This is a genomic window from Streptomyces sp. CNZ301 (assembly GCF_004217425.1).
The window spans coordinates 565,109-578,800 of the sequence record NZ_SHLG01000002.1; the positions used below are offsets into that span (position 1 = coordinate 565,109).

Consider the following 13,692-nt stretch of genomic DNA (forward strand, 5'->3'; position numbering starts at 1 on the left):
GCTCAGCCCCGCTTGGGCGGCAGTGGGAAGAAGCCGCTGGTGCGGGCCGCGTACTCCGCGTATCCGGCGCGCCGCGCCATCTGCTGCTCCAGCAGCCGCTTTCCGCTGCCCTTCGTCAGCAGCAGGCTCATCACCACGGGGGAGACCAGCGTCGCCGCCGCGACGGCGAGGTCCGCGCACGCCGTCAGATACAGGCCCCACCACACGAGGAAGTCGCCGAAGTAGTTGGGGTGCCGCGTGTAGCGCCACAGCCCGCGGTCCATGATCCGGGCGCCCGTGCGGTCGCGGGCGTCCGGATCGGCCTTGAAGCGGGCGAGCTGGGCGTCCCCGACGGCCTCGAAGAGGAACCCGGCCAGCCACACCGCCACCGCCGCCGCCAGCAGCGCCGCCTCGGCGGCGGACACCGGCCCCGGCGCGTACTGGGAGGCCTGTACGGGCAGGGAGACGAGCCACACCAGCGCGCCCTGCAGCAGATACACGGTGCGCAGCGCGTACAGCCGCGGGTTGCCGGGGGCCCGCGCCAGCAGGCGCTCGTAGCGCGGGTCCTCGCCGTGGCCGCGTCCGCGCCGCGCGATGTGCCCGGCCAGCCGCAGGCCCCACGCGGCGGTCAGCAGCGTGACGAGCAGCCGCCGCCCGTCGTCGCCGTGGCCGGCGGAGAGCGCGAAGGAGACCGCGGCGACGGCGGTGAAGCCCAGCCCCCAGGCCACGTCGACGATGCGGTGCACGCCCTTCGCCAGGGCGACGGCGAAGGTCACGAGCATCACCGCGAGGGCGGCACCGGCACACGCGGCGAGGCCGGTCCCGAAGGCGCCCCAGGGGTAGCCGTTCACCGGCCGCCCCCGGACATTCCGCTGCGGCCCTCCGCGTCGGGACGGACGGCCAGGATCTGGTCCACGCCCATGCGTCCCTCCTCGAAGGCGAGCATTCCGCCCACCAGATAAAGGCGCCACACGCGCGCCGCCTCCTCACCGACCAGCGCCGTCACCTCGGTCCAGCGCTCCTCGAGGGTGCGGCGCCAGGCTGCGATCGTACGGACGTAGTCCTCGCGGAGTGATTCCACGCCACGCACCTCCAGCCCCGCGCGTTCCAGCAGCGAGACCGTCTCGCCGAGCGGACGCATGTGCATGTCCGGGGCGATGTAGGTCTCGATGAAGGCGCCTCCTCCGGGCGCGTTCCGGCCGCGGGACATCTGCTGGATGAGCAGCCGTCCGCGGGGCCGCAGCCGCTCGTGCAGCGATGCCGCGAACGCCGGGTATTCGGCGTCGCCGACGTGCTCCCCCATTTCGATGGAGCTGACGGCGTCGTAGGTGCCCGGCTCGATGTCGCGGTAGTCCCGCAACTGCACGTCGACCAGGTCCTCCAGCCCCTCCTCCCGGACGCGGCGGGTGACGGCCGCCGCCTGCTCACGCGCCAGGGTGACGGCCGTGACCTTGGCCTTGTAGTGCCGTGCGGCGTGCAGGGTGAGCGACCCCCATCCGCAGCCGACGTCGAGGAAGCGGGCACCGGGGTGCAGATCCAGCTTGCGGCACACGAGTTCGAGCTTGTCGTGCTGGGCGTCGGCCAGGGAGTAGGCCCGGTCCCCGGGGCGGCGCCAGTAGCCGCAGGAGTACGCCATCGACTCGTCCAGGAGCAGGGCGTAGAAGTCGTTGGAGAAGTCGTAGTGGTGGCTGACGGCCTCCCGGTCGCGGTCACGGCTGTGCAGCCGCCCCCTGGGACGGGACCGCAGTGCGGGCACCGGCGGACGCGGCCCGACCGCGCCCAGCCCCAGCAGCACCCGGAACGCGCGGGCCGCGGCACGCGGAGTGGGCCGGGGCGGGCGCAGACCGCCGGCGCGGGCGGCGCGCCACACGGTGCGCAGCGCTTCGGCGAGATCGCCCTCGACGTCGAAGTCCTCGGTGATGTACGCCTCGGCCACGCCGAGTTCGCCGGGCTGCCACAGCAGCCGGCGCAGCGCGCGCCGGGAGCGCAGCACCAGCACGGGCGCGTCCTCGGCCGAGTCGCCGGGGGCCGTCTCGCTGCCGTCCCAGGCGCGCAGCCGCACGGGGAGCGGACTGCCGGCGAACTCCTTGAGCAGGGGCGTGAGTCGCTGTGCGGCACCGCCTGGCTTCATGCGTGGTTCTCCTTGTTCTTCTCGGACCCGCCGGGACGGGCGGGGTCTCCCGGCCGGGTCAGCAGCAGCTGCCCGACGTCCAGGTATCCGGCGCGGAACCCCGCCTCGGAGTAGGCCAGATAGAACGTCCACATCCGCCGGAACGTCGCGTCGAAACCGAGCGCGACGGCCTCGGGGGCGCCTTCGGTGAAGCGTTCGCGCCACAGGCGCAGCGTCTCCGCGTAGTGCGGCCCGAACAGCTCCCGGTGGGTCACCCGCAGCGCGGTGGCCTCCCGGGTGGTGCGGTCGATGGCGTCGAGGGAGGGCAGCAGCCCGCCGGGGAAGATGTACTTCTGGATCCACGTGTAGGTGTTCCTGGTGGCCAGCATCCGTTCGTGCGGCATGGTGATGGCCTGAAGGGCCGCGCGGCCGCCGGGCGCCAGGAGCCGGTCCACGCAGCGGAAGTAGCCCGCCCAGAACTCAGCTCCGACCGCTTCGATCATCTCGACGCTGACGACGGCGTCGTACGTGCCGGTCAGCTGCCGGTAGTCGCGCAGCAGCAGCGTCACACGCTCCTCGTGCCCGGCTGCGCGCACGCGCTCGCGGGCCAGCTTCAGCTGCTCCTCGGAGAGGGTGGCCGTGACGACCCGGGCGCCGCGGTCGGCGGCGCGCAGCGCCAGCTCGCCCCAACCGGTTCCTATCTCCAGCAGGCGTGTGCCGGGGCCCACTTCGGCCATGTCGAGCAGCCGGTCGATCTTGCGTCGCTGCGCGGCCGCGAGGTCGGGCCACTGCGCGGGAAGACCGTCGAAGAGCGCGGAGGAGTAGGTGAGGGTGTCGTCGAGGAAGAGGGCGAACAGCTCGTTGGACAGGTCGTAGTGATGGTGGATGTTCTCGCGCGAGTGGTCCTCGGTGTTGCGTCCGCTCGCCGGCTGCCGCGCCGCCCACAGGGCGCGGAGCCGCTGTAGACGCTCCGGCACGAGCGCGGTGACGTTCTCGGCGAGGACGGTGAGCACCCCCGCCAGATCGGGCGCGTCCCACTCCCCCGCCATGTACGACTCGCCGAAGCCGATCAGACCGGACCGTCCGATCCTCGCGAAGAACGCCTCGGGGTCGTGGAGTTCGAGCAGCGGCCCGCCCCGGCCGAGGTCCTCTCCGTCGTCGGTGCGTACTCGCAGGGGCAGACGTTCCAGGGCGCGCCGCACCAGGCGCGCGGCGAGGGCTGTGCGCAGGGGCGCGCGCTGTGGAGCGCGGGCCACGTCGGGCCAGCGGGCGGGGTCGACCGCCGCGCGGCGTTCGGACTCGGACGGCATGTGCAGGCTCACTCCAGACCCTCCTGGATCCGGTGTCGGGGACGGGGACGCACGGGCAGGCCGCGCAGATACAGGCGGATGCCGTGCAGCCGGATGGCGGCGGTCACGGCGGCCGTGGGCCAGGGGTGGCGCAGCGCGGCCCGCAGCACTCCCGCGGTGGTCGCGGGGCGGCGCCGTCCGCGCAGGGTCGCGGTGAAGGGACTCCCGCCGGCGCGCTCCAGCCGGACGGACAGGCTCAGCGCGGTGCCGGGGCACGGCAGCCGCATCCGGTAGGCGCCGTCGACCGGGAAGAACGGCGAGACGTAGAACTCCTTGCCGGTGGTGGCCGATCCGGTCTCGTCGGTGTGCAGGAGGTAGCAGTGCCGCTCGCCGTAGGTGTTGTGCACCTCGGCGACCACGCAGGTCTGTTCGCCGTCGCGGTCGTGGCACCAGTAGAGGGTGAGCGGGTTGAAGACGTGCCCGAGGACGCGGGCGTTGGCGAGCATCAGCACCTGCCCGGCGGGCGGGCCGAAGCCCCTGGCGGCGAGGAACCGTTCCAGCCCGGCACGGATCGTCGGCGCGGTGCCGCCGAAGTGGTCGCGGCTCTCGAAGCGGGCGAGGGGACGCAGCACGCGGGGCAGCCGCGGCAGAAGGTCCACGTCGACGAGCCACATGTACGTGCGGTGCCGGACGGTGTGGCGCAGCGGCCGGGTCCGCACATGCGTCACCAGGCACTCGTACAGGGCCGGTTCGCCGGTGCCCGCCCGGTGCGTTGGCGCCTCTCGTGGCCCGGCGGTCACCATCGCACCCCCAGTGCGGCGGCCGCGTCGACGCCCGAGCGGCAGCCGTCCTCGTGGAAGCCCCAGCCGTGGTAGGCGCCCGCGAACGCCGTTACCGCGGAGGCGAGTTCGGGCAGCCGCTGCTGGGCGGCGACCGACTCCGGCGTGTAGACGGGGTGTTCGTAGACCATCGTGGCCAGCACGGAACCGGCCTCCACGCGGTCCCCTGCCCCGAGTGTGACGAGGAAGTCCTCCGGTGCGTCGAGCCGTTGCAGCCGGTTCATGTCGTAGGTGATGCGCACGGACGCGGCGTCGGTGCGGCAGGAAGGCATCAGGTAGTTCCAGGACGCGCGGGCCGCCCCCGCACGCGGCAGCACCGACCTGTCGGTGTGCATCTGCGTGGGGTTGCGCGAGTAGCGGAAGGCGCCGAGCACTTCACTCTCCGCCCGGGTGGGTTCCTCCAGCAGCCTCAGTGCCGTGTCGGCGTGCGTGGCCAGCACGACGGCGTCGTACTCATGTGCCGTTCCGTCCTCGGTGACGATCTCGGCACGGTCGCCGGGGCGCCGCACCGTGCGTACGGGTGTCGCGGTGTGAACTGCCGCCACCTGCTTGGCGATCCGCTCGACGTATTCGCGTGAGCCGCCGGCGACCGTCCGCCACTGCGGCGATCCCCTGACGCTGAGCATGCCGTGGTGCTGGAGGAAGCGGAACAGGTAGGCGGCCGGGTAGCGCAGCGCCGTCGTCGAGTCGCAGGACCACACGGCGGAGACGAGCGGCGTCATGAAGTGCGTGACGAAATAAGGGGAGTAGCGGCCGCGGACAAGGAACTCCCCCAGCGTGAGGGCACCTTGGTATCGCTCGTCGCCCGCGCCGCTCCTGCCGTCGGTCTCCTCCAGCAGGTTCCGCGCCTGCCGGTGGAAGCGCGGGACCTCGGCGACCATGCGCAGGAAACGGGGCCGCGCGAGGCTGCGGGGCTGTGCGAACACACCGCGTGCACCCCGGGCACCCGCGTACTCCAGGCCGCAGCCCTCGCACCGCACGGACATGCTCATCTCGGACGGCTGCGTCCGCACGCCGAGTTCGCGGAAGAGCCGCAGCAGCATCGGGTAGGTGCGCTCGTTGTGCACGATGAAGCCGGAGTCGATCCGCTGGAGCCGGCCGTTCGCCGACGGGACGTCGTGGGTGTGGGCGTGACCGCCGAGCCGGCCGTCCGCCTCGTACAGGGACACCGAGTCCGACTGCTGGAGCACGTAGGCGGCTGTCAGGCCTGCCACGCCACTGCCGACAACGGCCACCCGGCGCCGCCTGCCACTGCCACTGCGCTCTGCCATGCCGCTCCTTCCGTACGGGGGCGAACACTGCCCTCTTGGACCGCATTCGGAGCCGGAAGGGTGGTGGCTTGGTCGCGGAGCTGACTTTCTTCCGCCCAGCCTGAACTGCAACTTTTCCCTTCCTCGGACCAATCCCGCCGCACCGGTACGCCGAATCCGGGATGTGAACACGGACCGAGAAGCGATCCCGGAGACGAAGCGACGCACGCCCCCTACAACCGAGAGCGACGGCCGGAGCGGGCCTCGCCTGCTGCTCGCCGGAGCAGGCATGCTCAGCGGTCTCCTGGCCGGGGTCGCGGCGCTCGCGCTCGCCGAACCGGTGTCGGTGGCGGTGCGGCCCGAGGCGAGCCCGGTCAAGGCCGTCGGAGGCGCGGTGATCGACCGGACCCCGGCGGAGGTGAAGGATTTCGCCATCCGCGCCTTCGGCAGCCAGGACAAGCTCGCCCTCCAACTGGGCATCGGGGCGCTGCTGGTGCTCTTCGCCCTCGCGCTCGGGCTGCTCGCCCTGCGCCGGCGGCGTACGGGCTCGGCCGGGGTTCTCGCGCTCGGCCTCGTCGGAGCGTCAGCAGCGGTGGAGCGTCCCGGCGGGGGCCCGCTGGACGCGATCCCCTCCGTCGTGGGCGCCCTCGCCGGGGCCGCCGTGCTGTACCTGCTGGCGGGCCGGCTCGCTCAACTGCCGCCGCACGCACGGCGGAACGCGGCAGCGGCCGATGCGGAGACACCCATCGGAGCAGCCGCGCGGCCCGCCGCGCCGGACGGCTTGGGCACGCGCGGCTTCGACCGGCGCGGCTTCACCCTGGCGGCGAGTGCCGTCGCCGTGGGCTCGGCCGGTGCGGGACTGCTCGGCCGCCGGCTGGGCGCCTCACGCGGCGCACGGGCCGCCGCCTCCCGCGCCGCCGTCTCCTTGCCCGCTCCCCGTTCCCGGGCCGCGCCCGTTCCCCGGGGTGCCGACCTCGGGATCGACGGGGTGCCCCCGTTCCTGACGCCCAGCAAGGACTTCTACCGCGTGGACACCGCGCTGACGGTCCCCCGCGTCGACGTGGGCGGCTGGACGCTGCGCATCCACGGCAAGGGCGTACGGCAGCCGTTGACGCTCGGCTTCGCGGACCTGCTGGAGCGCGACCTCATCGAGCGGCACATCACGCTCACCTACGTCTCGAACCAGGTCGGCGGTTCCTACACGGGAAACGCGTCCTGGCTCGGCGTGCCGCTGGCGGCGCTGCTGCGCGAAGCCGGCGTGCGGCCGCCGTCGCAGGGCGGCGCGGCCGACCAGCTCGTGGCCCGTTCCGTGGACGGCATGACGCTGGGCAGCCCGGTGGAGACGGTCATGGACGGGCGGGACGCCATGCTCGCCGTCGGCATGAACGGTGAACCCCTTCCCTTCGCCCACGGCTTCCCGGTCCGCATGGTCGTTCCCGGTCTCTACGGCTACGTGTCGGCGTGCAAGTGGCTGCGGGAGCTGGAGCTGACCACCTTCGACGACTACGACGTCTACTGGGTCCGGCGGGACTGGGCGCGCGAGGCACCGGTCAAGACCCAGTCCCGCATCGACACTCCCCGGCCGCTCTCCTCCGTCAAGGCGGGCACGGTACGCGTCGCCGGGGTGGCCTGGGCTCAGCACCGGGGCATCGGCCGCGTCGAGGTACGGGTCGACGACGGCCCCTGGAAGCGGGCGCGGCTGGCCGAGGAGGACAGCCACGACACCTGGCGCCAGTGGGTGTGGCAGTGGCCCGCCGAACCCGGCAGCCACCGGCTGCAGGTGCGGGCCACCGGCAAGGACCGGCGGACGCAGACCGCCGAGCGCGCCGGGACAGTGCCCGACGGCGCCACGGGACGGCATTCGGTGGTGGTCGACGTGACGTGACGCGATCCCGACTCCCGCACCCCCGGCCGGACTTCAGGCCCCCGAACACAGAAGAGAGACAACGATGAACACCTCACGCATCCGCAGGACCGCCGTCGCCGTCACCGCAGTGGCACTGCTGCCGCTGGGCCTCACCGCCTGCTCCGACGACAGCGGCGGCGGCAGCAGCTCGGACAGCAAGCCCTCCGAGTCCCGGAAGAAGGAGAAGCAGGACAAGGCCGAGGCGGCGAGCGGCGAGTTCGGACCGGCCTGCAAGGCCGTGCCCGAGACCGGCAAGGGCAGCTTCAAGGGCATGGCGCAGGACCCGGTCGCCACGGCAGCCGGCAACAACCCCGAACTGTCCACGCTGGTCGGCGCCGTGAAGAAGGCCGGCCTGGTCGACACCCTCAACAGCTCGAAGGACATTACGGTGTTCGCCCCGACCAACGAGGCGTTCGAGAAGATCCCGAAGGCCGACCTGGAGAAGGTCATGAGCGACAAGAAGATGCTCACCAAGGTCCTCACCTACCACGTGGTGGGCGAGAAGCTGCCGAAGGAGAAGCTGGCCGACGGCACCTACCCGACCCTGGCGAAGGAAGACCTCACCACAGCGGGCTCGGGTGACTCCTACAAGGTCAACGACGAGGCCGCGGTGGGCTGCGGCAACGTCAGGACGTCCAATGCCACGGTGCACATCGTCGACTCGGTCCTGATGCCGCCGAAGTAGGGGCACGGCAGGCGCCGGGCGGCGCCGGAGAGACAGGCCCGTGCCGCGCGGATTCACGGGGTCCGCGCGGTACCGGCCGCCGGGTGACGCATCCGCGGACCCGAGGTGGCGGACCCTGCGGGACAGTACGTCCATCTGGTCGCACCACGGGTGGTGCGCCCCCGGCGGTGGCCGGACGCTGAGGCATGGCCCGAGTACGCCTGTGCACCAGCGACACGAGGAGAGCGCCAATGCCCCGAAAGCTCCCGGTCCTCGCCGCCACGGTCATGGCCGTCGGTGCCCTCGGCATCGCCGTGATGCCCGCGACCGCGGACGAGCCCTCCCCTCCCGGCCGCGCCGGCGCCGGCCCCACTGCCACCGGCGACGCGACGCCCGCCCCGGAGATCGCGCCGGGGATGCTCAAGAGCATCAGCAAGGACCTCGGCATCACCACCGCCGACGCCGTCAAGAGGATCGCGAACGAGCAGCGGGCCGTCGCCGTCGAACAGCAGATGCGCAAGAAGCTGGGGCAGCGCTATGGGGGCACCTGGGTCACGGGAGCGACCTCGAAGCTCGTCGTGGCGACCACGGACCGGGAGGACACCGCCGACATCAAGGCGGCCGGCGCCGAGCCGAAGGTGGTCGAGCACAGCCTCGCCGCCCTGGAGACGGCGAAGACCGCCCTCGACACCTCGGCGCTCAGGCGCGCGCCGCGCGGCACCTCGGTGTGGGCGGTGGACGTCCCGAGCAACAGCGTCGTCGTACGCGCGAACGAACCAGCGGGCGCGAAGGACTTCCTCACCCGCAGCGGTGCATCCGCCTCACTGGTCCGGGTGACGCAGTCCACCGAGAAACCCCGCCCCTACGCGGAGGATCTGCGCGGTGGCGACGCCTACTACACCAACGGCTCCACCCGCTGCTCCATCGGCTTCTCCGTCACCAAGGGCAGCACCGACGGGTTCCTCACCGCCGGGCACTGCGGGAAGGCGGGGGCGAAGACGACGGGCCACAACAGGGCCGCGCAGGGCACCGTCCAGGCCCGGTCCTTCCCGGGTCACGACTACGGCTGGGTCGCGGTGAACAGCGACTGGCGGGCGAAGCCGTACGTGAAGGGCCCCGGCGCGGTGAATCTGTCGGTCGCCGGGGCCAAGCGGGTGCCGTCCGGTTCCTCGGTCTGCCGCTCCGGGTCGACCAGCGGCTGGCGCTGCGGCACCATCGAGCAGCACAACGCCACCGTCGCCTACGAGCAGGGCACGGTGCGGGGGCTGGCCCGCACGTCCGTGTGCGCCGAACCGGGCGACTCGGGCGGGCCGTTCGTCTCCGGCGACCAGGCGCAGGGAACGACGTCGGGCGGCTCCGGCGACTGCTCGACGGGCGGCACGACCTACTACCAGCCGGTCGCCGCACCGCTCTCCGCGTACGGGCTGAAACTGAGCACCAGCTAGGTCACCCGCCCCGCGCTGTCGTGCACTGAAGGAGCCGGAACCCAGGGCCTGTCCGCCGGACAGCCCCTAGCTCGCGCCGTGTCCCGCCGCGATCTCCTCGACGCGGCGGGCCAGTTCGATGTCCTTCGCGGTGACCTGCCCGCCGACGCTGTGGGTGTTCACCGTGACCGACAGCGTGCTGTAGCCCAGCGTCATCTCCGAGTGGTGGTTCAACTCCTCCTGGATGGCGGCGACATGGACCACCATCGCGGCCGCCGGGAGGTGCTTGGCGAAGGAATAGGTGCGAGTGATGCTGTCGCCGTCGGTGCTCCAGCCGGGAAGCGCGGCGAGTGCTTCGTCGGTCTGCTGCCGGGTCAGGGGTTCGGGAGCCATGAGGGGGTCTCTCGCTTTCTGTTGCGGCGTCCTTGACGGCGTCCCACCAGCCTAGGGCGCAGCCCCGCGCCGCGGACGGACCCCCGGCGCCCTCCCCCTGAGGCGGGCTGCCGGTCCCGGCGAGCGGCCTACTCTTGGCCCATGACCACCTCGGCGGCCGGCAACACGGCCGGGCCCATGCTGCGGAGCTGGCGCGAGCGTGCGGGGCTGAGCCAGCTCGATCTCGCCCTGCGGGCCGGCTCCTCGTCACGGCACATCAGCTTCATCGAGACGGGCCGCTCCAGGCCCAGCCGGGAGATGGTACTGAAGCTGGCGGAACAACTGGAGGTGCCCGTGCGGGAGCGCAACGCCCTGCTGGTGTCCGCCGGTTACGCGCCGCACTATCCGGAGACGCCGCTCGACTCCCCCGCCCTGGAGTCCCTGCGCGCGGACCTGGAGCGCATGGTCACCGCGTACGAGCCTTATCCGGCTCTCGTGGTGGACGGCACCTATCAGGTGCTCGCCGCCAACCGCGGCATCGCGATGCTGCTCGACGGTGTCGCGCCCCGGCTGCTGGAGCCGCCACTGAACGCCATGCGCATCACGCTGCACCCGGACGGGCTCGCCCGGCGGATCGTCAACTTCCGCGAGTGGCGCGGCCATCTGCTGCACCAGATGGAGCGGCAGCTGGCGCTGCTGCGGTCCGAGCCGCTGCGTGCCCTGTACGAGGAGGTGTCGGCCTACCCGCTTCCGGCGGGCGGCGAGGAGACGGCCGGCGGGGCCAGCCCGTTCGCGCTTCCGATGGTCATCGAGCACGCGGGGCGCAGGCTCGCCTTCCTCTCGGCCGTCACGACGTTCAACACACCGGTGGACGTGACGGTCTCCGAGCTGGCGGTGGAGACGTTCCTGCCCGCCGGCCCGGAGACGGCAAAGGACCTTCAGCTGCTCATGCCGTAGCCGCGGCCTCGGGCACCCGGTCGAGGAAGCCGAGCACTGTGCGGATGCGGCCGTCCTCGGCGAGCGTGATCACGTCGGACCCGGCGACGGGTGCGGCGGCCTCCTGGCCGGGCTGCGCCTCGTCGGCCCGCAGTTCCCAGCTGAAGCGGGCGGTGTCGTGGTGGCCGTCGACGGTGCCGGTCTGCACGAAGCTGAATCCGGGGAACTGCTCCCGTACGGCGGCGATCACGCCGGCGAGCTCGTCATGTCCCCGTGCGTCGGCGAGGGGGTCGGTGTAGGAGCCGTCGGCGGTCCACGCGGCGGCGACGGCGCTCTTCCGGCTGTCGGCCTCGCCGGCGTTCCAGGCGTCGAAGTAGCGGTTCACGGCGGTCTCGTAGCGGTTCATGCGATGTCCTCCCAGGACGGTTTTCCTCGGTGGGACCACCTTCGGCTGCTGCGGCGCGGCGGTCGATTACCTCCCGGGTAAGGCCGCAGGCCCCGGGCGGGATTCTCCACCGGCGCACTTGTTGACACCCGGCGCCGGGTTCCGGTTGAGTGCTGGCATCGCGCCGTTGTTAAAGCGGTTCAAACGCCCGATGCCGTCGCATTCACCGGCGAAACCCAACACACCGCTCACCGAACAGGGTTGACGCATGGCAGCAGAACGGGAGAGACGTCCCACCATCGCGGACGTGGCGAAGCTCGCCGGGGTCTCCCCCAGCGCCGTCTCCTTCGCACTCAACGGCCGCCCCGGGCTGGCCAAGGCGACCAAGTCGCGCATCCTGGCGGCCGCCGCCGAACTGGGCTGGCGCCCCAGCCGCCCCGCGCAGGCCCTCTCGAAGGGCAGGGCCGGCGCGCTGGGCCTCGTACTGACGCGGGAGACCGACGCGATCGGCGCCGACCCCTTCTTCCCCGCCTTCATCGCGGGAGTCGAGTCGGTGCTCTCACCCCGCGGCGACTCCCTCGTACTGCACGTGACGAGCCCCGGCGACGAGGCAGCCGCGTACCACCGCCTCTCGGCGGACCGCCGCGTCGACGGCGTACTGCTGACGGACATGCGCGTCGACGACACCCGCCCCGCCCTGACCACCGGACTCAACCTTCCCGCCGTGGTGGTGGGCGACCCCGACTGCGCACAGGGGCTGTGCTCGGTGAGCCTCGACGACAGGCCCGCGTTCGCCGCGGCCGTCGAGCGCCTGGCCGAGCTGGGGCACCGCCGCATCGCACACGTGGCGGGCCCGGAGGAGTTCAGGCACGCGCGGCGCCGCCGGGAGTCGTGGGAGCAGGCCGTACGGGCGGCAGGGCTCACCCCGGGGCCCGTCCTGCCCGGCGGGTTCACCGCCGACGGCGGGGCGGCGGCGACCCGCGAACTGATGGCTCTCGGCGAGGGCGAGCGGCCCACGGCGATCGTCTACGCGAACGATCTGTCGGCGACCGCCGGGCTCGCCGTCGCGCACCAACTGGGCCTGGCCGTACCGGAGGACCTCTCCGTCGTCGGCTACGACGACACGCCTCTCGCCGCCTACACCCACCCCCCGCTGGCCTCCGCACGCGCCGACGCTCTGGGCTGGGGCGCCGCGGCGGCCCGCGCGCTCGACGAGGTCATCGCGGCGGGCCGCGCCGACGACGTCGAGCTGGCACCGGCGGAGTTGCTGCCGCGTGCCTCGATGGGGCCGGCCGTCGGTGCGGCCGCGCCTCCGGCCGGGACCGCCGGCCGGCGCGACAGCGCACACATCCACTCCGCGACAAAGGGCTGATCCCACCGTGCTCGACCGCTCGACCGCCGCCCCCTCCTCCCACGTCCCCTACCGCCTCGTGCGCGAAGGCGTTGTGATGTCGCCGTCCCCCGGCGACCCGATGGAGGCCGAGGGTGTGCTCAACCCCGCGTCCGGACGAACCGAGGACGGCACCCTGCATCTGCTCCCCCGGCTCGTCGCCGAGGGCAACGTCTCCCGCGTCGGGCTGGCCGAGGTGACACTGACGGACGGCGTGCCCACCGGTGTCGTCCGCCGCGGCGTCGTGCTGTCCCCCGACGAGGGCTGGGAGCGGGGCAAGAACAACGCGGGCGTGGAGGACCCCCGTGTGACGTGGATAGCGAGCCTCGGGCACTACGTGATGTCGTACGTCGCCTACGGCCCGCTCGGCCCGAGGGCGGCCCTCGCGGTCTCCGCGGACCTGCGGGAATGGCGCCGCATCGGCCCGCTCCGGTTCGAGTACCAGCCCGGCCTCGACACCGACCTCAACCTCTTCCCCAACAAGGACGTCGTCCACTTCCCCGAGCCCGTCCCCGGCCCGGACGGCGAGCCCGCGTACGCGATGCTGCACCGCCCCATGTGGGACCTCGGCTGGTTCCGTCCCGGCGAAGGCACCCACCTCCCCGCCGGCGTCACCGACGAGCGCCCCGGCATCTGGATCTCCTACGTGCCCGCTGCGGAGGCCGAGGCGGACATCACCGCACTGACCAGGCCGCGCGACCACCGGCTCGTCGCCCTGTCCGAACACCCCTGGGAAGCGCTGAAGATCGGCGCCGGCCCCGCCCCGGTCCGCGTCGAAGAGGGCTGGCTGCTCCTCCACCACGGGGTCTCCGGGAAGTTGGACAAGGCCTTCATGGACCAGCAGCAGCACGTCAGTTACGCGGCCGGGGCGATGATCCTCGACCCCGCCGATCCGTCGAAGGTGCTGGCCCGCTCGGCGGAGCCGCTGATGGCGCCGGAGACCGAGGAGGAGCGTTCGGGCACCGTCCCCAACGTCGTCTTCCCCACGGCGGTCGAGGAGATCGAGGGCGTCCGTTACGTCTTCTACGGCATGGCCGACGCGCACATCGGCGTCGCCCGGCTGGAGCGGACACACTGACCCTGCGGCCGGTCCGGGTCCGCTCCCGGGCCCCGGTCCGGCTTCGTCCCCGTCCGGGCGCGCGCCCCTG

13 protein-coding genes are annotated in these 13,692 nt (G+C 72.7%); 6 read left to right on the forward strand and 7 right to left on the reverse strand.

What is annotated here, in order from left to right:
* Positions 1 to 2: 2 nt before the first annotated feature.
* From EV375_RS26670 to EV375_RS26690, 5 genes are read right to left on the reverse strand one after another with little or no spacing between them, the layout of a single operon-like run.
* On the reverse strand, positions 3 to 830 hold the full coding sequence (locus EV375_RS26670; protein ID WP_130302486.1) for a DUF1295 domain-containing protein: 828 nt from the start codon (positions 828 to 830) through the stop codon (positions 3 to 5).
* Positions 827 to 2,110: an SAM-dependent methyltransferase gene (locus EV375_RS26675; RefSeq protein ID WP_130302487.1), complete on the reverse strand. Its 1,284-nt coding sequence runs from the start codon at positions 2,108 to 2,110 to the stop codon at positions 827 to 829. Before EV375_RS26675 ends, EV375_RS26670 begins: the two co-directional genes overlap by 4 nt.
* Positions 2,107 to 3,399 (reverse strand): SAM-dependent methyltransferase, encoded by a 1,293-nt coding sequence (locus EV375_RS26680; protein ID WP_130302901.1) that lies wholly within the window; start codon positions 3,397 to 3,399, stop codon positions 2,107 to 2,109. Before EV375_RS26680 ends, EV375_RS26675 begins: the two co-directional genes overlap by 4 nt.
* 8 nt (positions 3,400 to 3,407) lie before the next feature.
* Positions 3,408 to 4,181, reverse strand: coding sequence for a DUF1365 domain-containing protein (locus EV375_RS26685; protein WP_130302488.1), 774 nt, complete (start codon positions 4,179 to 4,181; stop codon positions 3,408 to 3,410).
* The gene (locus EV375_RS26690) at positions 4,175 to 5,488 is read right to left on the reverse strand and encodes an FAD-dependent oxidoreductase (protein WP_130302489.1); all 1,314 of its coding nucleotides are present in this window, start codon (positions 5,486 to 5,488) and stop codon (positions 4,175 to 4,177) included. The genes EV375_RS26685 and EV375_RS26690 overlap by 7 nt, the downstream gene beginning before the upstream one ends.
* 268 nt (positions 5,489 to 5,756) lie before the next feature.
* Here EV375_RS26690 and EV375_RS26695 point away from each other — a divergent pair, with 268 nt between their 5' ends.
* The 3 genes from EV375_RS26695 to EV375_RS26705 all read left to right on the forward strand — a co-directional run bounded on the left by EV375_RS26695 (position 5,757) and on the right by EV375_RS26705 (position 9,482).
* On the forward strand, positions 5,757 to 7,352 hold the full coding sequence (locus EV375_RS26695; RefSeq protein ID WP_130302490.1) for a molybdopterin-dependent oxidoreductase: 1,596 nt from the start codon (positions 5,757 to 5,759) through the stop codon (positions 7,350 to 7,352).
* A gap of 64 nt (positions 7,353 to 7,416) precedes the next feature.
* Positions 7,417 to 8,058: a fasciclin domain-containing protein gene (locus EV375_RS26700; RefSeq protein ID WP_130302491.1), complete on the forward strand. Its 642-nt coding sequence runs from the start codon at positions 7,417 to 7,419 to the stop codon at positions 8,056 to 8,058.
* A 230-nt stretch (positions 8,059 to 8,288) separates the two neighbouring features.
* A complete protein-coding gene (locus tag EV375_RS26705) occupies positions 8,289 to 9,482 on the forward strand; it encodes a trypsin-like serine protease (RefSeq protein ID WP_130302492.1) in 1,194 nt (397 codons plus the stop codon).
* Between the two features lie 66 nt (positions 9,483 to 9,548).
* Here the strand turns inward: EV375_RS26705 and EV375_RS26710 are convergent, their stop codons facing one another.
* Entirely contained in the window at positions 9,549 to 9,854 is a 306-nt protein-coding gene (locus EV375_RS26710) for a 4a-hydroxytetrahydrobiopterin dehydratase (protein WP_130302493.1), read from the reverse strand.
* Positions 9,855 to 9,995: 141 nt separating this feature from the next.
* On the opposite strand from EV375_RS26710, the gene EV375_RS26715 reads away from it, so the two are divergent.
* The gene (locus tag EV375_RS26715) at positions 9,996 to 10,790 is read left to right on the forward strand and encodes a helix-turn-helix transcriptional regulator (RefSeq protein ID WP_130302494.1); all 795 of its coding nucleotides are present in this window, start codon (positions 9,996 to 9,998) and stop codon (positions 10,788 to 10,790) included.
* On the opposite strand, the gene EV375_RS26720 is transcribed toward EV375_RS26715, so the two are convergent.
* Positions 10,780 to 11,175 (reverse strand): nuclear transport factor 2 family protein, encoded by a 396-nt coding sequence (locus EV375_RS26720; RefSeq protein WP_130302495.1) that lies wholly within the window; start codon positions 11,173 to 11,175, stop codon positions 10,780 to 10,782. The genes EV375_RS26715 and EV375_RS26720 overlap by 11 nt on opposite strands.
* A 247-nt stretch (positions 11,176 to 11,422) precedes the next feature.
* Here EV375_RS26720 and EV375_RS26725 point away from each other — a divergent pair, with 247 nt between their 5' ends.
* Positions 11,423 to 12,526, forward strand: coding sequence for a LacI family DNA-binding transcriptional regulator (locus EV375_RS26725; RefSeq protein WP_130302496.1), 1,104 nt, complete (start codon positions 11,423 to 11,425; stop codon positions 12,524 to 12,526).
* Between the two features lie 76 nt (positions 12,527 to 12,602).
* Positions 12,603 to 13,622 carry a glycoside hydrolase family 130 protein gene (locus EV375_RS26730; protein ID WP_130302902.1) on the forward strand — a complete coding sequence of 340 codons (1,020 nt, stop codon included), beginning with the start codon at positions 12,603 to 12,605 and terminating at the stop codon, positions 13,620 to 13,622.
* Positions 13,623 to 13,692: the final 70 nt, after the last annotated feature.